Origin of the sequence: Leifsonia poae (assembly GCF_050632865.1) — a bacterium.
GTDB classification, from domain to species: domain Bacteria; phylum Actinomycetota; class Actinomycetes; order Actinomycetales; family Microbacteriaceae; genus Leifsonia; species Leifsonia poae_B.
Map to the genome: position 1 here is coordinate 1001179 of NZ_JBODSA010000003.1, position 21288 is coordinate 1022466.

Annotated in this window: 21 protein-coding genes and 2 pseudogenes; 15 read left to right on the plus strand and 8 right to left on the minus strand. The window is 70.2% G+C overall.

Going from position 1 to position 21288, the window contains the following annotated elements; all coding sequences use genetic code 11:
- Positions 1 to 804: a patatin-like phospholipase family protein gene (locus ACRAWB_RS15260; protein ID WP_431354093.1), complete on the plus strand. Its 804-nt coding sequence runs from the start codon at positions 1 to 3 to the stop codon at positions 802 to 804.
- On the opposite strand, the gene idi is transcribed toward ACRAWB_RS15260, so the two are convergent.
- Together idi and ACRAWB_RS15270 are read right to left on the minus strand one after the other, a co-directional pair.
- Positions 790 to 1341 carry an isopentenyl-diphosphate Delta-isomerase gene (gene idi / locus ACRAWB_RS15265; RefSeq protein ID WP_431354094.1) on the minus strand — a complete coding sequence of 184 codons (552 nt, stop codon included), beginning with the start codon at positions 1339 to 1341 and terminating at the stop codon, positions 790 to 792. The two genes, ACRAWB_RS15260 and idi, sit on opposite strands and share 15 nt — an antisense overlap.
- Before the next feature lie 9 nt (positions 1342 to 1350).
- Positions 1351 to 2334: a hypothetical protein gene (locus ACRAWB_RS15270; RefSeq protein ID WP_431354095.1), complete on the minus strand. Its 984-nt coding sequence runs from the start codon at positions 2332 to 2334 to the stop codon at positions 1351 to 1353.
- A 55-nt stretch (positions 2335 to 2389) separates the two neighbouring features.
- Between ACRAWB_RS15270 and ACRAWB_RS15275 the strand changes: the two genes are divergently transcribed.
- Together ACRAWB_RS15275 and ACRAWB_RS15280 are read left to right on the plus strand one after the other, a co-directional pair.
- On the plus strand, positions 2390 to 2884 hold the full coding sequence (locus ACRAWB_RS15275) for a hypothetical protein (RefSeq protein WP_431354096.1): 495 nt from the start codon (positions 2390 to 2392) through the stop codon (positions 2882 to 2884).
- Positions 2833 to 3075 (plus strand): MarR family winged helix-turn-helix transcriptional regulator, encoded by a 243-nt coding sequence (locus ACRAWB_RS15280; protein ID WP_431354097.1) that lies wholly within the window; start codon positions 2833 to 2835, stop codon positions 3073 to 3075. The genes ACRAWB_RS15275 and ACRAWB_RS15280 overlap by 52 nt, the downstream gene beginning before the upstream one ends.
- A 46-nt stretch (positions 3076 to 3121) precedes the next feature.
- Here ACRAWB_RS15280 and ACRAWB_RS15285 read toward each other — a convergent pair.
- Positions 3122 to 4554 (minus strand): annotated as a pseudogene (locus tag ACRAWB_RS15285) (MFS transporter).
- Positions 4555 to 4633: 79 nt separating this feature from the next.
- The gene (locus tag ACRAWB_RS15290; protein ID WP_431354098.1) at positions 4634 to 5365 is read right to left on the minus strand and encodes a GTP pyrophosphokinase; all 732 of its coding nucleotides are present in this window, start codon (positions 5363 to 5365) and stop codon (positions 4634 to 4636) included.
- 113 nt (positions 5366 to 5478) lie between these two features.
- On the opposite strand from ACRAWB_RS15290, the gene ACRAWB_RS15295 reads away from it, so the two are divergent.
- The 6 genes and pseudogenes from ACRAWB_RS15295 (at position 5479) to ACRAWB_RS15320 (ending at position 11788) form a co-directional block, all read left to right on the plus strand.
- Positions 5479 to 7071 (plus strand): MFS transporter, encoded by a 1593-nt coding sequence (locus tag ACRAWB_RS15295; RefSeq protein WP_431354099.1) that lies wholly within the window; start codon positions 5479 to 5481, stop codon positions 7069 to 7071.
- Between the two features lie 22 nt (positions 7072 to 7093).
- The gene (locus tag ACRAWB_RS15300; RefSeq protein ID WP_431354100.1) at positions 7094 to 7594 is read left to right on the plus strand and encodes a hypothetical protein; all 501 of its coding nucleotides are present in this window, start codon (positions 7094 to 7096) and stop codon (positions 7592 to 7594) included.
- A gap of 162 nt (positions 7595 to 7756) precedes the next feature.
- A pseudogene (dnaK, locus tag ACRAWB_RS15305) lies at positions 7757 to 9618 on the plus strand (molecular chaperone DnaK).
- A gap of 2 nt (positions 9619 to 9620) precedes the next feature.
- Complete coding sequence (locus tag ACRAWB_RS15310; protein ID WP_363805947.1) at positions 9621 to 10280, plus strand: nucleotide exchange factor GrpE; 660 nt, start codon at positions 9621 to 9623, stop codon at positions 10278 to 10280.
- 102 nt (positions 10281 to 10382) lie between these two features.
- Entirely contained in the window at positions 10383 to 11372 is a 990-nt protein-coding gene (locus ACRAWB_RS15315; RefSeq protein ID WP_431354101.1) for a DnaJ C-terminal domain-containing protein, read from the plus strand.
- Positions 11373 to 11374: 2 nt separating this feature from the next.
- The gene (locus tag ACRAWB_RS15320; RefSeq protein ID WP_431354102.1) at positions 11375 to 11788 is read left to right on the plus strand and encodes a heat shock protein transcriptional repressor HspR; all 414 of its coding nucleotides are present in this window, start codon (positions 11375 to 11377) and stop codon (positions 11786 to 11788) included.
- Between the two features lie 75 nt (positions 11789 to 11863).
- Here ACRAWB_RS15320 and ACRAWB_RS15325 read toward each other — a convergent pair whose 3' ends face one another.
- Positions 11864 to 12601, minus strand: a complete 738-nt coding sequence (locus ACRAWB_RS15325) for a cysteine hydrolase family protein (RefSeq protein WP_431354103.1) — start codon at positions 12599 to 12601, stop codon at positions 11864 to 11866.
- 61 nt (positions 12602 to 12662) lie between these two features.
- On the opposite strand from ACRAWB_RS15325, the gene ACRAWB_RS15330 reads away from it, so the two are divergent.
- The 4 genes from ACRAWB_RS15330 to ACRAWB_RS15345 all read left to right on the plus strand — a co-directional run bounded on the left by ACRAWB_RS15330 (position 12663) and on the right by ACRAWB_RS15345 (position 16001).
- Complete coding sequence (locus ACRAWB_RS15330) at positions 12663 to 13025, plus strand: DUF4190 domain-containing protein (protein WP_431354104.1); 363 nt, start codon at positions 12663 to 12665, stop codon at positions 13023 to 13025.
- Between the two features lie 114 nt (positions 13026 to 13139).
- Positions 13140 to 14183: an L-threonine 3-dehydrogenase gene (gene tdh / locus ACRAWB_RS15335; protein WP_431354105.1), complete on the plus strand. Its 1044-nt coding sequence runs from the start codon at positions 13140 to 13142 to the stop codon at positions 14181 to 14183.
- Between the two features lies 1 nt (position 14184).
- Positions 14185 to 15375: a glycine C-acetyltransferase gene (locus ACRAWB_RS15340; RefSeq protein ID WP_431354106.1), complete on the plus strand. Its 1191-nt coding sequence runs from the start codon at positions 14185 to 14187 to the stop codon at positions 15373 to 15375.
- Positions 15376 to 15407: 32 nt separating this feature from the next.
- A complete protein-coding gene (locus ACRAWB_RS15345; protein WP_431354107.1) occupies positions 15408 to 16001 on the plus strand; it encodes a GNAT family N-acetyltransferase in 594 nt (197 codons plus the stop codon).
- Between the two features lie 15 nt (positions 16002 to 16016).
- On the opposite strand, the gene ACRAWB_RS15350 is transcribed toward ACRAWB_RS15345, so the two are convergent.
- The 3 genes from ACRAWB_RS15350 to ACRAWB_RS15360 form a co-directional block, all read right to left on the minus strand.
- A complete protein-coding gene (locus tag ACRAWB_RS15350; protein WP_431354108.1) occupies positions 16017 to 17198 on the minus strand; it encodes an alpha/beta hydrolase in 1182 nt (393 codons plus the stop codon).
- On the minus strand, positions 17192 to 17398 hold the full coding sequence (locus ACRAWB_RS15355; protein WP_431354109.1) for a hypothetical protein: 207 nt from the start codon (positions 17396 to 17398) through the stop codon (positions 17192 to 17194). Before ACRAWB_RS15355 ends, ACRAWB_RS15350 begins: the two co-directional genes overlap by 7 nt.
- Before the next feature lie 64 nt (positions 17399 to 17462).
- Entirely contained in the window at positions 17463 to 18137 is a 675-nt protein-coding gene (locus tag ACRAWB_RS15360; RefSeq protein ID WP_431354110.1) for a TetR/AcrR family transcriptional regulator, read from the minus strand.
- 94 nt (positions 18138 to 18231) lie between these two features.
- Between ACRAWB_RS15360 and ACRAWB_RS15365 the strand changes: the two genes are divergently transcribed.
- Positions 18232 to 19854, plus strand: a complete 1623-nt coding sequence (locus ACRAWB_RS15365) for an amidohydrolase (protein WP_431354111.1) — start codon at positions 18232 to 18234, stop codon at positions 19852 to 19854.
- A gap of 53 nt (positions 19855 to 19907) precedes the next feature.
- Positions 19908 to 21287, plus strand: a complete 1380-nt coding sequence (locus ACRAWB_RS15370) for an APC family permease (protein ID WP_431354112.1) — start codon at positions 19908 to 19910, stop codon at positions 21285 to 21287.
- Position 21288: the final 1 nt, after the last annotated feature.

Genomic DNA, 21288 nt, shown 5'->3' on the forward strand with positions numbered 1-21288 from the left:
GTGACGGACGACATGACGCTGGGCCTGGCCCTCGGTGGCGGCGGGGCGTTCGGCGCCGCGCACGTCGGAGTGCTGCAGGTGCTCGAGGAGCGCGGGCTGCGCCCGGGGATCGTGACGGGCACGAGTTCCGGTGCGCTGGTCGCTGCGGCCTACGCCGCCGGCTTCGGGCACGACGACATCGACCGCGCGGTCCGCGCGTTCCGCTGGAACGCGATCGCCGCCTGGTCGTTGCGTCCGCGCTGGGGTCTGCTCGACACGCACGCGGTGACGGCCGCTGTGCACCGCGTCTTCGGTGAGGACCCGCTGATCGAGTCGTTCCCACGGCGGTTCGGCGCCTTCGCGACCGACCTCCGCACGCGGCGCGGCGTCATCCTCGACCGTGGTCCGCTCAGCACCGCACTGCGGTCGACCATCGCCGTTCCCGGCCTGCTGCCTCCGGTGAGGCGTGACGGCGCGCTGCTGATGGACGGCGGGATGGTCGACAACGTCCCCGTGGCGGCTGCGCGTGCACTCGGCGCGGAACGGGTGATCGTCGTCCGGCTGCACGCCCGGTGGGAGAACGTGCGGATGATGCGCACGCTGACCCGAACGGCGGAGCTCGCCGCCGACCCGTCGGTGGTGCTGATCCAGCCCGAGATGGAGCGGATGGCGCAGTGGACGATGCGCGACATCCCGAAGCTGATCGCCGAAGGTCGGCGGGCCGCGATCGCCGCGCTGCATTCGCCTCAGGGCATACGCGCGGAAGAGTTATCCACAGTCAATTACACAGGTGGAAAATATGAGCAGCGCTCACAGCTGACCTGAAGCTTCGAGGCTGTCGTCGGCGTACAGCGCGGGCAGCTGAAGGGTCAGCCAGGGGCTGAATGCCCACGGCGTCGCTTCCACCGCGGTGAGCAGCGTCCGCGGGTCGGCCCACGTCCACTCGGCCACCTCGTCGGGCGACGGGTCGAGTTCGCCGACGACGGTCGCCGTGTACACCGGGCAGACCTCGTACTCGACGATGCCGGCCGCATCGACGGCGCGGTACCGGAAGTCGGGCAGGACCGGTGTGAGGTTGTCGATCTCGGCGCCCAGCTCGTCGGCAGCACGCCGGCGTACGGCGTCCTCGAACGCCTCGCCCGGACCGGGGTGGCCGCAGAAGGAGTTGGTCCACACCCCGGGCCACGTCGCCTTGCCGAGGGCGCGGCGCGTGACCAGGATGCGGCCCTCTCCGTCGAAGAGGTGGCAGGAGAAGGCGAGGTGCAGCGGCGTGTCCGTCGTGTGCACCGTCGCCTTGTCCGCCGTGCCGATCGGCGTGCCGTCCTCGGCGAGCAGCACGACCTCTTCGCGGGGTGGCGTCATGCGTCCATCCTAGGCGGGGTCGGGCGCGTCGCCCTGGGGGCCGTCGCCTTCACCGGGCTTCTCGCCGGCCTTCTCACCGGACGGACGCCAGCCGAGGTTGCGCGCCATCGTCTCGAGGGTGGTCATCGCGGTGGCGTAGTCGCTCTCGGAGATCCCGTCGGCGAGCTGCGCGCGCACCTCCTGGACCCGCTCGAACGCGCGGTCGTGCGCGGCACGTCCCTCACCGGTCAGGGTGGCCCGGTCGCCGTCGAACCAGACCCAGCCGCGCTCGACGAAGTCGGCGAGGGTGCGCTGGATGCGGTGTGCGCGACGCATGCCCCGGTCGGGGCCGCCGTGACGGTGGCCGGCGAAAGGGCGTCCCGCGCGGCCGGCGTCGGCGCCCCATGGGGCGTAGCCGTGCCCGCCAGGGAAGGGGCCGTAGCCCTGTGCGCCGGGGAAGGGGCCGTAGCCGTGTCCGCCGGGAAAGGCGCCGTAGCCGTGGCCGCCCGGGAAGGGGCCGACGGCGTGGCCGAAGCGGGCCGCGGCGAAGCCGACACCGCGGTCGAAGCCGCGGGCGTAGCCGCGCTCGAACGCGCGCTCGAAGCCGTGGTCGCCGTGGTGGTGCTCGTCGTGGTGGTGCTCGGGCCGCTGCTCGGGTCCCGCGTCGTGCGCGTTCTCCGGGCGTCCCGGACGGTCCGCGCCGGGGACGCGCTCGTCGCGCGGCTCCTGGCTGCGCCATCCGTAGCGGAAGCCGTAGCCGCGGCCGCGGGTGTAGCCGTCGCGGCGGCCCTGTCCGTGCCCGCCGTGTCCGCGCTGCTCGTCGCCGTGGGGCAGGCGCGCGGCCAGCTCGTCGGCGGTGGCCGGTCCGTCGGCCAGGGTGTGCAGGATGCGCCAGCTTCCGCGGCGCAGTCCCTGGTCGGCCAGCGCGTCGCGCATCCGCTGGTGCAGCCGGCCTTCGATCACGCGGAACCAGTATCCGGGCGGCGTCTGTGTGGAGTCGTCGATGTTCGCCATCGGGGCTCTCCTCTCGTTTGCATGTACTGTTACAAGTAAATGTATAGTTACATGCATGAGCGCGGGACGTCAAGACGGATCGGGGATTCCGCCAGAAGCGGACATCGTCGCGATGATCGAGCACGCGCTGCTCGCGGTGCGGCGCGACCAGTCCCGGCGACGGCCGCCGTGGGGCGAGGGGATGCCGCACGGCCACTCCCACGGTCACCACGGCGGGCACTGGGGCGGGCCGTTCGGCGCCCCGTGGGGTCCGGGCGGCCCGGGCGGCGAGGGCGGTCAGGCCGGCGGCATGCCGTTCGGCGACTCCGCGCGTCCCGGGCCCGGTCGGCGTAGCCGCGACGGGTCGCTCGGGCGCATCGCGCGCGTCCGCATGCTCGAGGCGCTGGAGTCCGCCGACGCCGACGGCCGCAGCCTCTCCGTCAGCGGCGTCGCCGCCGCGATCGGGGTGGATCAGCCCCGCGCCAGCCGCCTCGTGCAGGAGGGGTGGAGCGCGGCCTGGTGCGGCGCATCCCGGACCCGTCCGACGCTCGACGCGCGCTCATCCAGCTGACGACCGCCGGCCGCGCGCTGCTCGAGGAGCTGCGCAGCCACCGCCGCTCCGCCGTCGAGACCGCCCTCGCCACCTTCACCCCGGAGGAGGCGCGCACCTTCGCCGAGCTCTTCGACCGCTTCGTCCGCGCCTGGCCGCGCCCCGCCCCCGACCAGTCACCGGACGCCACACCCGACGACCCCTCTACTTGACGCAACACGCCGCAATGCACGCCCGCCGCACGGCGTGTTGCGTCAACTAGACGGTTGCGCGGCGCGGCGAGCGCACGGGGAGCAGCAGCGCGAGGCCGATGGCCAGCACCAGCACGATGGCCAGGATGCCCCAGTACTGCGCGCCTCCGACCGCCACGAAGAGCGCGAACAGCGTCGGCGCGAGGAAGGACACCGCGCGTCCCGTGGTCGCGTACAGACCGAACACCTCCCCTCGCGCCCGGCGGGCGTGACGCGCGCGAGGAACGTGCGGCTCGCCGACTGCGCCGGCCCGACGAACAGGCACAGCACCAGGCCCCCGACCCAGAACGCGCCAGCGCCCAGGTCGTGCGTGAAGAACACCGCCAGTCCCGCGACGATCAGCCCCACGAGGGACGTGACGATCACGGCCTTCGGTCCGAAGCGGTCGTCGAGCCGCCCGGACAGCAGCGTCGAGACGCCCGCGACGACGTTGGCGGCGATCGCGAAGATGATCACCTGGCCGCCGGTGAAGCCGAACGTCCCCTGCGCCAGGATGCCGCCGAACGTGAACACGCCGACCAGCCCATCCCGGAACAGCGCAGACGCGATGAGGAAGAGGACCGTGTTTCGGCTCTCCTTCCACAGCCGGCCGATGTCGCGCACGAGCACCCCGTAGGACGCGAAGAAACCGACGCGCGGCGTCCGCGCGTTCGGCGGGATCTCCGGCACGACGAACAGCACGGGCAGCGAGAACACCAGCGTCCAGAGCGCGGCGATCAGCGCGACGAAGCGGATGTTGAGGCCGGCCTCGGTCGGCACGTGCAGGAGGCCGCCGTCGCCGCTCACGATCCCGAAGTACACGATGAGCAGCAGCACGATCCCGCCCAGGTACCCGGCGCCCCAGCCGAAGCCGCTGACGCGTCCCACCGTCTTCGGCGTCGACACCTGCACCAGCATCGCGTTGTAGTTGACGGTCGCGATCTCGTAGAACACGGTCCCGATCGCCACGAGCGCGACGCCGAACAGGAAGTACGCGGGCTCGCCCACGACGAAGAACATCAGTGCCGTCACCACGACGACCACGCCGGTGTTGACGCCCAGCCACAGTTTGCGTCGCCCGGAGCCGTCGGTCCGCTGGCCCAGCACGGGAGCGAGCAGGGCGACGACGATCCCCGCGATGCCGACGCCCCACGCCAGCCCGCTCGACAGCACCGCAACCGCCGCGTCGTAGGCGGAGTGCGCGGGTCCGGAGGTGCCGGTCTCGGCGTTCTTCGCGGAGACGATGGCGGGGTCGACGAACAGGCTACTGGTCAGGTAGACGGTGAAGACGAACGTGGTGATGACCGCGTTGAAGGCCGCGCCTCCCCAGTCCCAGAGGGCCCACGACACCACCCAGCGGGTGGGGATGCGACGTTCGGTGTCGCTGTCGGCGAAGAGGGGGCTCGCGGTCGTCACCAGGGCGTCGTCGCCCGCCGCGCGACCGGGGGAATCGGTGGCCATGGGGACACTGTAGGGCCGCCGCGCCAACGGTGGGTGAACGACGCGGACGCCGCGCTGCGCACCTCGGCGATGCGTGGGGCTAGATCGACACGGGGAGGCTGTACACCGTCCCGCGGTCGTCGCCGCGCACCTGCCGGTGCAGGCCCTCCATCGTCACGTCGAGCTGGCTCGCGGTGGTCGCCGCCGCGGTGAGGTCGCGCAGCAGCTCCTCCGGCACCTCGCCGTCGTACTTGTAGTAGATCTTGTGCTCGAGGCTGGCCCAGAAGTCCATGGCGACCGTCCGCAGCTGGATCTCGACCGGCACCAGCACCGGACCCTCGCTGAGGAAGACGGGCACCTCGACGATGACGTGCAGGCTCTTGTAGCCGTTGGGCTTCGGGTGCGCGATGTAGTCCTTCACCCGCAGTGTGCGCACATCCTCCTGTGCGGTCAGCAGGTCGAAGACGCGGTAGACGTCGGAGACGAAGCTGCACACGATCCGGATGCCCGCGATGTCGGTGATCTCCTGGCGGATGACCTCGAAGCTGGGTTCGCAGTTCTTGCGGATGACCTTCTGCTCGATGCTCTCGGGCGACTTCAGACGGCTCGAGATGTGCTCGATCGGGTTGTAGTCATGCAGCTCGGCGAACTCCTCGCGCAGGATGCTCACCTTGGTCGAGATCTCGTCGATGCCGAACTTGTACGGCATGATGAACCGCGCGAAGTCGTCCCGGAACGCCTGCACCTCGCTCAGCGTCGCGGGGTCGATGTTCTGCAGCGCCTCGATGGCGCGCGACGACAACAGCGGGGCGGCGTGCGGGTCGGGATCCATGTTCCCGACGCTATCGACGGCGCTTGTGCAGCCGGTGTGAATCCGGGGGTCCCAACCGCCCGCGGATGTGCTTGCCTACCCCTTACGGGGACGCCCGACGGGAGGTGGATGCGATGGCCGATGCTTCGACGGCGCCGACCACGCCCGTGAAGTTCAACGGTCGCCTGGCGATTCTGCTGGCGATGGCGATGTTCGTGCTCGTCGTCGACACGTCGCTGATGAACGTGTCCATCTCGGCTGTGGTGCACGACCTGCACACCACCGTCAGCGGCGTCCAGAGCGCGATCGCGCTGGAGGCGCTGGTGTCGGCCGCGTTCATCCTGATCGGCGGTAAGACCGGCGACTTGATCGGCCGCAAGCTGGCCTATGTGCTGGGGCTGCTCGGCTACGCCGTCGGCGCGATCGCGATGACGCTGGCGCAGAACCTGACCGCCATCATCATCTTCTGGGCGGTCATCGGCGGGATCGGCGCCTCACTGCTGCTGCCGGCGATGCAGTCGCTGATCCACGGGAACTTCGAGGGAGCGCAGCAGAAGCGCGTCTACGCCCTGGTCGGTGCGTCGGCGGCGATCGCGGCGGCCGTCGGCCCGCTGCTCGGCGGCTTCATCACGACCTTCCTCTCCTGGCGGGTCGGCTTCCTGCTGGAGGCCGTCATCATCGCGGTGGTGCTGTCCGGCATCGGGCTCGTGAAGGACGTGAAGTACACCGGCGACCGGTCGATCGACCTCGTCGGCGCGCTCCTGTCCGTGATCGGAATGGGCGGCATCGTGACCGGCATCCTGGTCTGGCAGGAGGGCGGGGAGCGGGTGCTGCTCATCATCCTCGTCGGCGTCGCCGGCCTGGGGTCGCTGATCATCTGGCTGCGCTCGCGCTCGCGGCGCGGGAAGCCGACGCTGCTCGACCCGGGCCTGTTCCGGTCGAAGCTGTTCCAGTCCGGGGTCTCCGGTCAGCTGCTGCAGCAGATCGCGCTGGGCGGCACGATGATCGCGCTGCCGATCTACCTGCAGATGGTGCTCGAGTACAACGCCCTCTTCTCCGGGCTCTCGATCGCGCCCCTGTCGCTCAGCATGTTCGCGGTCGCGCTGATCGCGGGCCGGCGCCTGAAGCAGCGCCCGGCGAACCTCATCCTCTGGGGATTCTCGCTGACCGTGATCGGCGTCGCCATCATCATCCCGCTCGTGCCGATCGCCACCTCGGGCTGGTACCTCACCATCCCGCTGATCATCGCGGGCTCGGGCCTCGGCCTGCTCGTGTCGCAGCTGAACAACTACACGCTGTCGCCGATCTCGGACGAGCGGGTCAGCGAGGCCGCCGGCGTGAACTCCGCCGCCGGGTCGTTCGGCCTGTCGTTCGGGTTGGCCTTCGCCGGCGCGATCATGCTCGCGACGCTCGCTCTCACCTTCCAGACGAAGACGGACGCGAGCACCGTGCTGCCGCCGGACGATAAGGCGCAGATCTCGCAGGTGCTGGAGACGGACGCCGAGGTCATGTCGAACACCAAACTGAACGAACTGCTCGCCACCGAGCCGCCGGAGATCCGCGCGGAGGTCGTCCGGATCAACAACGAGTCTCGGCCGATCTCGCTGCAGGTGGCGCTGCTCGTCCCGGTGCTGGCGGGACTGATCGGCGTCGGCAATGCGTTCCGGATGCGCCGCCTCCCCGACCCTGCGCCGAACGCGGCGGCGGAGGGGACGCTGGCGGGCTGATCGCGTCCCATAGCCTGGCCGGATGGAACAGGACGTGACGCGGCTGCGAGTCGGTGGAGCGTCCCGCGTGGAATTGAGGGCTGCACTGCTCGACCATGGTGTCGCGCTCAACGAGTACGCGGAGACACTTCTCGGCCATCCGGTCTTCGACCTTCGGGAGGGCGAGGACGTGGACATCGTCGTGCGCACGGTCGGGGAGCTCGGCTTCACCACTGGTGCCGTCCTGCCAGAGGTTCACACGACGGCCATCGAGCAGGGGCTGACCCTGTGTCCTGCCGACACGGGACCGTATCTGCGGCTCGCCATGACGTCCCAGCGGAATGCGCCCGACATCGAGCTTTCGGCTGGAAGGTCACCGGCCGGGTCGATCAAAGTGGCGGCTCCACGGCTCGTTGACGACCCGTCCTTTCCGGCCGGCTTCTACCTGCGCGTCGTCGACGGGCAGTCCTGGTTGCGCGGATTCCGCTGCGACGACGAGTACCTGTTTCCGCCGGACGCGTCCTTCGCTTTTCGGCTGCCGTAGGGAATACCGAGCATCCCCTCAAAGTTGAGTCATGTGTGCTCAAGTTTGCGTCCGACCCTCTTGACACCATCCACGCCGGATGACAGTCTTGAGTCGTCGAGGCTCAAGTCTTGACCCCAGACTTTCACGGCCATAAGCCAGCAACAAAGGAGAGAAGCACACATGTCACGTGCAGTAGGTATCGACCTCGGAACGACCAACTCCGTCGTCGCGGTCCTCGAGGGCGGCGAGCCCACGGTCATCGCGAACGCGGAGGGCTTCCGCACCACCCCGTCCGTGGTCGCGTTCACCAAGGACGGCGAGGTCCTCGTCGGCGAAACCGCGAAGCGCCAGGCGGTCACCAACGTCGACCGCACCATCTCGTCGGTGAAGCGCCACATGGGCACCACCTGGACCACCGAGATCGACGGCAAGAAGTACACCGCCCAGGAGATCTCAGCGCGCATCCTGCAGAAGCTGAAGCGCGACGCCGAGCAGTACCTCGGCGACACCGTCACCGACGCGGTCATTACCGTCCCGGCGTACTTCAACGACGCCGAGCGCCAGGCCACCAAGGAGGCCGGCGAGATCGCGGGCCTCAACGTGCTCCGCATCATCAACGAGCCCACCGCCGCCGCACTCGCGTACGGCCTCGACAAGGGCAAGGAGGACGAGCTCATCCTCGTCTTCGACCTCGGTGGCGGAACCTTCGACGTCTCCCTCCTCGAGGTGGGCAAGGACGACGACTTCTCGACCATCCAGGTCCGCGCGACCGCCGGTGACAACCGCCTCGGCGGCGACGACTGGGACCAGCGCATCGTCGAGTGGCTGATCAAGCGCTTCAAGGACTCGACCGGCGTCGACGTCTCGAAGGACAAGATCGCCCTCCAGCGTCTGAAGGAGGCGGCGGAGCAGGCCAAGAAGGAGCTGTCGTCGAGCATGTCGACCAGCATCCAGCTTCCCTACCTCTCGCTGACCGAGAACGGCCCGGCCAACCTCGACGAGACGCTGACCCGCGCCCAGTTCGAGCAGATGACCAGCGACCTCCTCGACCGCACCAAGAAGCCGTTCCAGGACGTCATCCGCGAGGCCGGCATCAAGGTGTCCGACATCGCGCACGTCGTGCTCGTGGGTGGTTCCACCCGCATGCCGGCCGTCTCGGAGCTCGTGAAGCAGGAGACCGGCGGCAAGGAGCCCAACAAGGGCGTGAACCCGGACGAGGTCGTCGCCGTCGGCGCCGCGCTGCAGGCCGGTGTCCTGAAGGGCGAGCGCAAGGACGTCCTCCTCATCGACGTCACCCCGCTGTCCCTCGGCATCGAGACCAAGGGCGGGATCATGACCAAGCTCATCGAGCGCAACACGGCCATCCCCACCAAGCGCAGCGAGACCTTCACCACGGCCGACGACAACCAGCCGTCCGTCGCGATCCAGGTCTTCCAGGGCGAGCGCGAGTTCACCCGCGACAACAAGCCGCTCGGCACCTTCGAGCTGACGGGCATCGCCCCGGCCCCCGCGGCATCCCGCAGATCGAGGTCACCTTCGACATCGACGCCAACGGCATCGTGCACGTGTCCGCGAAGGACAAGGGCACCGGCAAGGAGCAGTCGATGACGATCACCGGCGGGTCCAGCCTGCCGAAGGACGACATCGACCGCATGGTGCGCGAGGCCGAGGAGCACGCGGCGGAGGACAAGAAGCGCCGCGAGTCCGCCGAGACCCGCAACCAGGCCGAGCAGCTGGTCTACTCGATCGAGAAGCTGATCAAGGACAACGAGGACAAGCTCCCCGAGGACGTCAAGAACGAGGTCCAGGGCGACGTCGACGGTGTGAAGACGGCTCTCGCGGGCGACGACGACGACGCGGTCAAGACCGCGTTCGACAAGCTCAACGCGAGCCAGGGCAAGCTGGGCGAGGCGATCTACTCGTCGGCGCAGGCTTCCGAGGCTCCCGCGGGCGACGCCGGTGAGGCGCCGCAGGGCGAGTCGTCCTCCGACGACGAGGACGTCATCGACGCCGAGGTCGTCGACGACGAGGAGAAGAAGTAACCATGTCGGACCAGAACGGCGGCTCGCAGGAGCCGGAACGCGAGGATCCGATCATCCGTGACAAGCGGAGGATCGACCCCGAGACCGGGAAGGTCCGGCAGCCCGAGGGTGAGCAGGCCGACGCCGGCGAGAACGACCTCTCTCATGAAGAGCTCGTCGACGTCGGACCGGCCGAGGGGGAGGGCGAGGAGAGCATCCTGAGCGATGACGACCTCGACATCCTCTCCGGTCAGACCACCGCCGAGCAGGTCGCGGCCGAACGTCTCGCCGATCTCCAGCGGGTCACCGCGGAGTACGCGAACTATCGGAAGCGCACCGAGGCGAACCGCGAGATCGAGCGCGAGCGAGCGGTGGGGGATGCCGTCAAGGGCCTCATCCCGGTGCTCGACGACCTCGAGCGCGCCGAGAAGCACGGCGACCTGGGCGAGGGCAGCGCGTTCTCGACCATCGCCGCGAAGCTCCGCACCGCGGTCGAGCGTCTGGGCCTCACCCCGTACGGCGAGAAGGGCGACCCCTTCGACCCGCAGATCCACGAGGCGATCTTCCAGCAGCCCACCCCGGGCGTGACGGCGGACACCGTCGCCGAGGTCGTGGAGACCGGCTACCGGCTGGGCTCCACCACCGTCCGGGTGGCCAAGGTCGTCGTCTCGGTGCCGGCCTGACCCGGCACACACGCACGACGGAGCGGCGGGACATCGTGTCCCGCCGCTCCGGTGGTGCGGCAGACTTCATCCACCGACCACAGACACTGAGAGGAGGCGCCCGTGGCTAGCCAGGACTGGTTCGACAAGGACTTCTACAAGGTGCTCGGCGTCTCCAAGGACGTCAGCGAAGCGGACCTCAAGAAGACGTACCGCAAGCTCGCCCGCAAGTACCACCCCGACTCCAACCCCGGCGACGCGGCCGCGGAGGCCAAGTTCAAGGAGATCAGCGAGGCCTACTCGGTGCTCAGCGATCCCGAGGAGCGCAAGGAGTACGACCAGATCCGCGCGATGGGATCGGGTGCCCGGTTCACCGCGCCCGGCGGCGGCGGCGCAGGCGGCGGCTTCGACGACGTCTTCGGCGGGATGTTCGGCCAGGGCGGCAACCAGCGCTACACGTTCCAGCAGGGTGGCGGCGGGTTCGACGACGTCTTCGGCGGCCTGTTCGGCAACGGCCGGTTCGGCCAGACGAGCGGCGGGTTCCAGGGCTACGGCGGCCCGACCCGGGGCCGCGACGTCACCGCCCACACCACCATCGACTTCGTGACCGCGACGCGTGGCGAGACGATCACGCTGCAGGCGTCCGACGGCAAGCCGATCAAGGTCAAGATCCCCGCGGGCGTCGCCGACGGCCAGAAGATCAAGCTGCGCGGCAAGGGTCAGCCGTCGCCTGACGGCGGCGAGGCGGGGGACATCGTCCTCACCGTGACCGTGCGCAAGCACCCGGTCTTCGAGCGCGACGGGCTCAACCTGCGCGTCACCGTCCCGGTCACCTTCGCTGAGGCCGCGCTCGGCGCGACTATCGAGGTCCCCACCCTCGGCGGGGAGCCGGTGAAGCTGCGCGTCGCCCCCGGCACACCGAGCGGCCGCGTTCTGCGCGTGAAGGGCCGCGGCGTCGAGACCAGCAAGGGCACCGGCGACCTGCTCGCCGTCGTCCAGATCGCGGTCCCGTCGCACCTGTCCGGTGAGGCGAAGGAGAAGCTGGAGGAGTTCGCGGCGTCTCTTCCCCAGGAGAACCCGCGCGACGACATCCTGGCCAAGGCCCGGAGCTGACGATGGACGAGAACAGCCAGGTCTTCGTGATCTCGATCGCGGCGGAGCTCGCGGGCATGCACCCGCAGACGCTCCGCCAGTACGACCGGCTCGGACTCGTCAGCCCCAGCCGGACCGCCGGCAAGTCGCGCCGCTACTCGATGCGCGACATCGCCAAGCTGCAGGAGATCGCCCGCCTCGGCTCCGAGGGCGTCAGCCTGGAGGGCATCCGCCGAATCATCGAGCTGGAGGACCAGGTCGGCGAGCTGCGCGGCCGCGTCCGCGAGCTCGAGACCGCCCTGGCGGACGAACTCCTCAACCGCCCCGGCCGCCGCGTCTTCGCCGCCGGCTCCGAGGGCGAGGTCGTGCCGCTGCGCGCCGGCACCCGCACGCGCCGCAGCACCTCCCTCGTCGTCTGGCGCCCCCTCGACCGCTGACCCCTCTCGTGAAGTGCAGGTAGTTGCGCACCGCCACGGCGTGTCGACCGCAACTACCTGCACTTCACGGGGCCGTCAGAGGGACGAGACGCCCTGGCCCACGTAGAGGGTGTTCTGGAGGTTGTGCGCCTCTTCGGCCGCGATGTCGCGGTCGATCCCGGCGCGCACCTCCCGCATCAGCTTGTGCAGCTCGGCGTGCTTCTCCGGCAGGCGGGAGTGACCGGTGCTGTCCCAGAGGTTCGACACCGGCAGCGTGTCCCCGGCCTCGACCGCGAGCGTCCACTCCTCGGTGGTCGCGACCGCCGCGAACTCGGACTGCATCGTCACCAGCACCGAACGGTGGAGCGCGTCCGCCGAGATCGCGCCGGCCTCGTTGACGAGGTCGAGCGTCCCGGTCGCGTCCGACAGGAACTCGACCGTGAAGCCCAGCTCGGCCGCATCCCGCGCCGTGCCCGCGCAGCAGTGCTGCGTCATGTAGCCGGCGATGGTGACGGTCTCCACGTCGTTCGCCCGCAGCCACTGCTCGAGGTCGGTGCCCGGGAAGGCCGAGACGCTGCCCTTGGTGACGAGGTGCGCGGGCGTCCGATCGGCGATCGAGGCGTGCAGCGCAGCGCCTTCCGACCCGCGGGCGAACACCGGCGCGCCTTCATCCTCCAGGTGCTGGACCACGACGACCGGCACGCCGTGATCGTCGGCGGCATCCCACGCCACCTCGATGTTCGGGATGGACGTCATCAGCTCCGGGAAGCAGATCTTCAGGTTGCCGGTGACGTACTCGTTCTGCAGGTCGATCACGATCAGCGCGCGCTTCATGCGAGCACTCTAGCCGCGCCGCCTCCCGCCGGTGACGGTGTCACCTCCCTATGCTGAGCGCGTGGCTACCCCATACCCCTACCATCCGGGCTACACGCCGGCCCCTCCGGCGGCGCGGCCCGGCCGCGTGCTCGGGATCGTCGGCTTCGCGCTGTCGTTCGTCTTCCCGCTGGACATCGCCGGCCTGATCCTGTGCATCATCGCGCTCGTGCAGTCCAGGCGGGCCGGCCAGCGGAACGGGTTCGCGCTGGCGGGACTGATCATCTCGATCGTCGGCATCCTGTTCAGCGCGGCGATCCTGGCGGTGCTCATCCCGGCGATGGCCGACCTCTTCGTGACCTGCTCCCGGCTCGGCAACGGCGTGCACCATGTGGGGAGCGCCATCTACACCTGCACCCCGACCTCGGCGCACAAGACCTGGTGACCGCTTCCGGCGCCGTCGGTCGCGCGCGGCGGTAGGCTCTTCCTCGGCCGCACCCCGTCCATAAGACGCGGCGGCCGCGCGATGAAGCACACCGACTCCCACGAGGAAGCGACGATGAGAGCCCTGTTCAAGAACGAGGCCGCCCCCGGTCTCGAACTGGTCGACGTACCCGAGCCCGAGATGGGCCCCGAGGATGTCCGGATCCGCGTCCTGCGCACCGGCATCTGCGGCACCGACCTGCACATCCAGCGCTGGGACGACTGGGCGGCGTCGGCCGTGAAGGCCCCGCTCATCCCCGGCCACGAGTTCTTCGGCGAGGTCGTCGAGGTCGGCCCGCTGGTCCGCGACGTCGCCGTCGGCGACAAGGTATCCGGCGAGGGCCACATCGTCTGCGGCACCTGCCGCAACTGCCGTGCAGGACGCCGTCAGATGTGCATCCGCACCCAGGGTGTCGGCGTGCAGCGCGACGGAGCCTTCGCGGAGCAGCTTGTGCTGCCCGCGACCAACGTCTGGGTGCACCACAGCGCCATCGAGCCCGAGGTCGGCGCGCTGTTCGACCCGCTCGGCAACGCCGTCCACACCGCGCTCGCCTTCCCGGTCGTCGGCGAGGACGTGCTGGTCACCGGATGCGGACCCATCGGTCTGATGGCGATCGCCGTCGCTCGTCACGTCGGCGCGCGCTTCATCGTCGGCACCGACGTCAGCGCGCAGCGGCTCGAACTGGCGAGGGGGATGGGCGCCGACTTCACCGTGGACGTCTCGAAGCACGACATCCACGAGGCGCAGAAGGCGCTCGGGATGCGCGAGGGCTTCGATGTCGGCTTCGAGATGAGCGGCGCGCCCACCGCGCTGCCCTCGATGATCGAGAACATGAACCACGGCGGCCGGATCGCGATGCTCGGCCTTCCGGCGAAGCCGATCGCGGTCGACTGGGGGATCGTCGTCACGCACATGCTGACGCTCAAGGGCATCTACGGCCGCGAGATGTTCGAGACGTGGAACGCGATGGGGGCGATGCTGCAGACGTCGACCGAGCTGCACGACGCCATCGCGTCGATCGTGTCCGACCGGTTCGCGGCGCGCGACTGGGAGAAGGGGTTCGCCGCGGCGGCCTCGGCCGGCGGCGGCAAGGTCATCCTCGACTGGACGGAGGTCTGAGATGTACGGGAGCTTCAAGGAGCACATCGCCGGGCAGCTGGCGGAGATCGAGGAGGCCGGGCTCACCAAGCGCGAGCGCAGCATCCACGGCCCCCAGTCGGCGCTGATCACGGCCGACGGGCAGGAGGTGCTGAACTTCTGCGCCAACAACTACCTCGGCCTGGCCGACCACCCCGCCCTCCGCAACGCGGCGAAGACCGCCCTCGACGACTGGGGCTATGGGATGGCGTCGGTGCGGTTCATCTGCGGCACCCAGGAGCAGCACCTCGAGCTGGAGCGGCGGGTGTCGGCGTTCCTCGGCACGGAGGCGACCATCCTGTTCTCGTCGTGCTTCGACGCGAACGGCGGCGTCTTCGAGACGCTGTTCTCGGCCGAGGACGCGATCGTCTCCGACGAGCTGAACCACGCGTCCATCATCGACGGCATCCGCCTGTCGAAGGCGCAGCGCTACCGCTACAAGAACCGGGACATGGACGACCTGCGCGCGCAGCTGCAGGCGGCGAAGGATGCCGGCGCCCGGTTCACGGTGATCGTGACCGACGGCGTGTTCTCGATGGACGGCTACATCGCCCCGCTCGCCGACATCTGCGACCTCGCCGACGAGTTCGGCGCGCTGGTGTTCGTGGACGACTCGCACGCGGTCGGCTTCGTCGGCGAGCACGGGCGTGGGACGCCCGAGTTCTGCGGCGTCGCGGACCGGGTGGACATCTACACGGGCACGTTCGGCAAGGCGCTCGGCGGTGCCTCCGGCGGCTTCGTCTCGAGCCGCCGCGAGATCGTGGACCTGCTGCGCCAGCGCGCGCGGCCGTACCTGTTCTCGAACACGCTCGCGCCCTCCATCGTCGCCGGGACGCTCGCCGCGCTCGATCTGCTGGAGCAGTCGGACCACCTCCGCGCCCAGCTCGTCGCCAACGCCGAGCTGTTCCGCCGGCTGATGACAGAGGCCGGCTTCGACCTGCTGCCGGGCGCGCATCCGATCGTGCCCGTCATGTTCGGGGATGCGGCGCTGACGGCCCGGATCGCGGATGAGATGCAGCGGCAGGGCGTGTACGTCACGGCGTTCTCGTATCCGGTGGTGCCGAAGGGCCGCGCGCGCATCCGCGTGCAGCTGTCGGCGGCGCACACCGAGGAGGAGATCCGGCGCTGCGTGGACGCGTTCGTCGCGTCCCGCGACGCCGTCGCGGCGGCCTAGCCCGGGTGAAATGCGGTCAGTGCACCCACCGTGTGCATTCCGCCCGCCTACCATCGTCGGATGGATATCGAACTGGCCTTCGCCGATCCCCGGGGGCGGATCGTGGCGCTCTCGTCCGCTTCCTCTCGGAGAACGTCTTCCCCTTCCACGTCATCCCGCGCCCGACTGCGGAGGACGCCAACCGAGCGATCGAAGCTGGCCACTACGACGGCCGCGAGCACGCGACGCTCTGGGCGCGGGACCCGGACGGCACCATCATCGGAGTCGTGCGCCTCGATGATCTGGATGACGACACGCCGATGGTCGACCTGCGGCTCGCGGAGGCGCAGCGTGGCCGGGGTCTCGGCGCGAAGGTGCTCGCCGCGGCGACCGATTACGTCTTCTCTACGATGCCGATCACCAATCGCTTCGAAGGGCAGACCCGCGAGGACAACGTCGCCATGCGTCGTACCTTCCTCCGGTGCGGCTGGGTGAAGGAGGCCCATTACCGGGACGGCTGGCCGATCGAAGGCCAGGCGCCTCTCGCCTCCGTCGCATACAGCGTCCTGCGCCGTGACTGGGAGTCGGGCACCAGCACGCCGGTGAACTGGGACGACGACCCCGAGGTCGCAGCCCTCTCTCGATAGTGGGCGTCGCCTCGCTCAGTCGTCGAGCGAGGGCCGCGCCCGGCGCAGCGCGACGCCACGGCGCGCGAAGAACAGCGACAGCGCGACGATCAGGAACAGCGCGAGCGCGGACAGGTCGACGATCGCGACCGTCCCGCCGACCGCGGCCGCCTGTGTCAGCCCGCAGGACCGCGGCGTCTGGTCGGCGGTGCACAGGAACCGCTCGCCCGCGCTCGTTGCGCCGGTCTTCAGCCACGAGCCGATCAGCTGGTTGTAGCCGGTGGCCAGGCCTTTCGTCAGCGTCGGGCTGGAGTGCCCCGCGCCGGGAACGGCCCAGTACGTCACCGTCCATCCGGCGTCCTCGGCCGCCGTCGCGGTGTCCTCGACCTGCGGACGGAAGTGCGCGTCCAGCTCCCCGGCAACGAAGATCCCGATGGTCGGCTGCGGGTAGTCGCGGGAGGCGAGCACGTTCGCCGGCCAGGTCTCCTCGTAGGCGGTCTGCGAGCCGCCGAAGTACTTCGTCCGGGTGGAGACCGGTCGGTGCTCGCCGGGCTTGTCCGGCCCCGAGATGTCGATAACAGCACCCCACGTCTGCGGGAACTCCGCGCCGAGGTACGCCGCGCACTCGCCGCCGTGCGAGAACCCGGCGATCACGCGGTCGGCGCGATCGCGCGACGCCGGGAGGTTCGCGTCGATCCAGGCCGGGACGTCCTTCTGCAGGTAGGTGGCCAGCAGGCCCCCGGGCAGATCGGCGCACGGCGGGTTCTTGTCGATGGCGCCGAGCTGGTCGACGACGAGCACGAACGGTGCCTCGTTGAGGCGATCGTCGCCGAGGCCGTGCAGCGCATCGAGGGTCGCCCCCAGCGTCGGCACGCCCGGCTGCCCCATCATCATCTCGACCACCGGCCGCGTGCTCGACGGGTCACGCAGCCAGCCCGGCGGCACGAACAGGTGCGCCGCGCGCGCCTGGAAGCCGGATGCCGTGGGCGGGATGCTCACCGCGAGCTGGTATCCGTCGGCCAGGGTCTTCTCGGTGACCGGGATGACGCGGCCGGCGACCACAGGCTGCGCGAACGCCGACACCCCGGCGACACCGGCCACCCCGGCGGCGAGGATGCCCGCGACCGCCGCCACCGCGACCCGCGCCGCCCGACCGCCGGTCGACTGCATCGCGTCCCCGATCGCGAGCGGCACGACGGTCGCGGCGAGGATCAGCACGAACCATCCCGCCCCGACGAGGTCGGGCCGGGGAGCAGCACCACGCCCAGCAATACCAGCGCGAGCGCGAGCACCTGCCCGGCGACCACCGCGATCACGGTCGCCGTCGCCCGGAACCGCCACGACCGCCGCACGAACCGGTACGCCGGGTACGCCCCGACGAGGACGAGTGCGGCGGCGAGCCAGGCCAGGGTGGACATCCCGGTCAGTCTACGGCTGGGCTCACTGAGAACGGGGCGGCGAAAAGCGTCCGGTGGGCTGGATCTAGCCCGCCGCCACCCGCGCGAACCGCACACGCAGCCCGTCGAGGATCGCCGTAAGTCCGGTCTCGAACGCCGCGTCCGCAGGCGCAGTCTCTCCGAGCGCTGCGGCCCGCGCCCGGTACGCGGACGCGAACGCGGGCACCTCATCCTCGGATCCGCTGGGGTCGAACATGTCGGCCGGCGCGATGGCGTCGAGTGCCGAGCCGAGGATGAACGACTCGACCGCGACCAGCGTCGGCAGCACGTCGCCCTCCGGCCAGCCGGCGCGCACCATCGCCGCGACGACCACGTCGTACATGCGCATCGTGCGCAGCGCGCCGGTGAGAGGCAGGGTGGCGAGCAGCGCGATGGTCGGCGGATGGGCGGCGAAGGCCACGCGGTACGACCGCGCCCAGGCGAGCATCGCCGCATCCCATGGCTCCGTCTCGAATGCGCCGACGTCGATGCGGTCGGAGACGAGTTCGCGCACGGCTGCGATGACGTCCTCCTTGCCCTCCACGTGGTTATAGAGGGCGCTGGGCCGCACGCGCAGAGCCTGGGCGAGCCGCGCCATGGTGAAGCCGTCGGCGCCGGACTCGTCGAGCAGCCGCAGGGCCGCGTGCGCGATGAGGTCGCGGGTGAGGACCGTCGTCCGCGGGCGCCCCACCCGACGCGCCGGGCGATCGATCTCGGCCATGCTCTTCCCCTCCGGCTCGATCACACCCTAGTATCTGACGAAATAAAAGAACGCCGTTCATTTATCCGAAACAATGAAGCGATAGGAAGGCCGCATGACCACCACCGTCTTCACCAACGGCACGATCCTCGCCAGCTACCGCGCCGACGCGGCCGAGCACACCGCTGCGGCGGTCGAGGACGGCCGAGTCGTCGCCGTCGGAGCCGAAGCCCTCGCGCTCCGCGGCGGAGCCGACGAGACGGTCGACTTGCTGGGCGGCGTGCTGGCCCCGGCTTTCGGAGACGGCCACGCGCATCCGGTGCAGGGCGGTCTGGAGAAACTGGGCCCGCAGGTGCGCGCCTGCACCTCCGTCGCCGAGATCGTCGCGTGCGTGAAGGACTGGGCGGACGCCCATCCCGAGCAGGAGTGGATCTACGGCGGCAGCTACGACGCCACCCTCGCCCCCGAGGGGATGTTCGACGCACGCTGGCTCGACGAGGCCGTGCCCGACCGGCCGGTCGTCCTGCGGGCGTGGGACTACCACACGGTCTGGTGCAACTCCGAGGCGCTGCGCCGCGCCGGGATCGACGCGAGCACGCCGGAGCCCGCCCTGGGCCGCATCCCCCGGCGCGAGGACGGCGCTCCGCTCGGCATCCTGCAGGAGCCGGGCGCCGTCGACCTGCTGATCCCGGCCGAGCCGGGTCGCACGCACGAGGAGCGCGTTGAGGCGCTGCGGCTCGCCACCGCCGAGTACGCCGACCTCGGGATCGCCTGGGTGCAGGACGCCTGGGTCGAGCCCGCGGAGGTCGAGGCGTACCTGGAGGCGTCGGCCCGCGGCGTCCTCTCGACGCGCGTCAACCTGGCCCTCCGCGCCGACCCGCTCACCTGGCGCGACCAGGTACCCGCGTTCGTCGAGTCGCGCCGTCGCGTCGAGGAGTTGGACGACCCGCTGCTCACCGCCGGCACCGTGAAGGTCTTCGTCGACGGCGTGATCGAGAACCACACCGCCGCCATGCTCGCCGACTACACCGACACCCCCGGCGACCGCGGTCTCCCGAACTGGGATGCCCGCGAGCTCGCCGCCGCGGCCGTCACCTTCGACCGGCTCAGCTTCCAGCTGCACCTGCACGCCATCGGCGACGCCGCCGCGCGCACCGCGCTCGACGTCTTCGAGGAGGTGCAGCGCGTCAACGGCGCGCGCGACCGCCGACCGGTGATCGCGCACGTGCAGGTCGTCGACCCCGTCGACCTCCCCCGCTTCGAACGCCTCGGCGTGATCGCGAACTTCGAGCCGCTGTGGGCCCAGCTCGACCCGATGATGGTCGACCTGACCATCCCGCGGCTCGGCGCCGCGCGCGAACGACTGCAGTACCCCATCCGCACCCTGCTCGAGTCGGCCGCCATCTCCTTCGGGAGCGACTGGCCCGTCAGCAGCGCCGACTGGCGCCCGGGCGTCGCGACGGCCGTCACGCGTCAGACCGACGCGCGCGAGCCCGAGGCCGGATGGACCCCCGTCGAGCGCATCCCGCTCACCGACGCGCTGGAGGCCTACTCCTCCGGCGTCGCCTACCAGGCCTTCGCCCGCACCGCCCGGGGCGAGCTGCGTCCGGGGTCGTCCCCGGACCTGGTCTGGCTCGACACCGACCCGCGCCACGTGGACCCGCACGACCTGCGATCCGTCCGCGTGCTCGGAACCTGGGTCGCCGGCGTACGCCGCGCGGCCACCGTACGGAGCTGATACACCCCCACCACATCCCCTGCACCACTCGACAGAGATGCAGCACCACCCCCATGGCCACCACCGACCTGCCGCCCACCCAGCCGCGGCTCAAGAGAGCGCTCGGCCCGACCGCCCTCATCCTCTTCGGTCTCACCTACCTCGCGCCGGTGACCGTCTTCACGACCTACGGCATCGTCACCGAGACGACCGACAACCACCTCCCGTCCGCCTACGTCGTCGCGCTGGTCGCGATGCTGTTCACGGCACTGAGCTACGGCGCGATGGCGCGCGCGTTCCCGGTGTCCGGATCGGCGTACACGTACACGCAGCAGACGTTCGGCGGCCACATCGGCTTCCTCACCGGATGGACGCTGATGCTCGACTACCTGTTCCTGCCGATGATCAACTTCCTGCTGATCGGCATCTACCTGAACACGCAGTTCCCGGACGTGCCGGGCTGGGTGTTCGCGCTGGCGTCGCTCCTCCTCGTGCTCGTGTTCAACGTGCTGGGCATCACGCTGGTCAACAAGCTGAACATCGCGATCGTGGCTCTGTCCATCCTGCTCGTCGTCGTGTTCGCGGTGCTGGCCATCAAGGAGCTCGTCACCAACCCGTCGTCGCAGACCCCGAGCCTGATCGAGCCGTTCCTGCCGGGTCCCGGCGGCCTCGGGCCGATCTTCGCGGGCGCCGCGGTGCTCGCCCTGTCGTTCCTGGGCTTCGACGCGGTGTCCACGCTGTCGGAGGAGGCGAAGAACCCGAAGCGCGACATCCCGCGCGCCATCGTGCTCACGACGCTGATCGGCGGCGCGATCTTCATCGTGGTGTCGTGGCTTGGCGCTCTCGTCTACCCGTCGTGGAAGGACTTCGCGAACCTCGACTCGGCGGGCGTCGAGCTGATGGCGAAGGTGGGAGGCACGTTCCTGACCTCGTTCTTCGTCGCGATCTACGTCGTCGGCGCCTTCGGGTCCGGGATGACGACCCAGGTGAGCGTGTCCCGCATCATCTACTCGATGGGCCGGGATGGCGTGCTTCCGCGGATCTTCGCCACGCTGCACCCGCGCTTCCGGACCCCCTGGGTGGCGGCGGCCGCCGTCTCGGTGGTGTCGCTGCTCGCCCTCGTCCTGACGCTCGAGCAGGCGGCGACGATGATCTCGTTCGGCGCGCTGGCCGCGTTCTCGATGGTGAACCTGTCGGTGATCCGCCACCACCTCTTCCCGAAGGGAGGCCGTGAGCGGCCGACCGGCGGGGAGTGGTTCCGCTACGGCGTCCTGCCCGCGATCGGCTTCGTCCTGACCGTCTGGCTGTGGACCTCGCTCACCCTCACGACGTTCATCGTCGGTCTCTCGTGGATGCTGGTGGGCGTGATCTACCTCGCCGCCCTGACCCGCGGCTTCCGCCGCAAGCCGCCGACCATGGACTTCTCCGAGAAGGAGGAGCTGGTCTCGGCCTGAC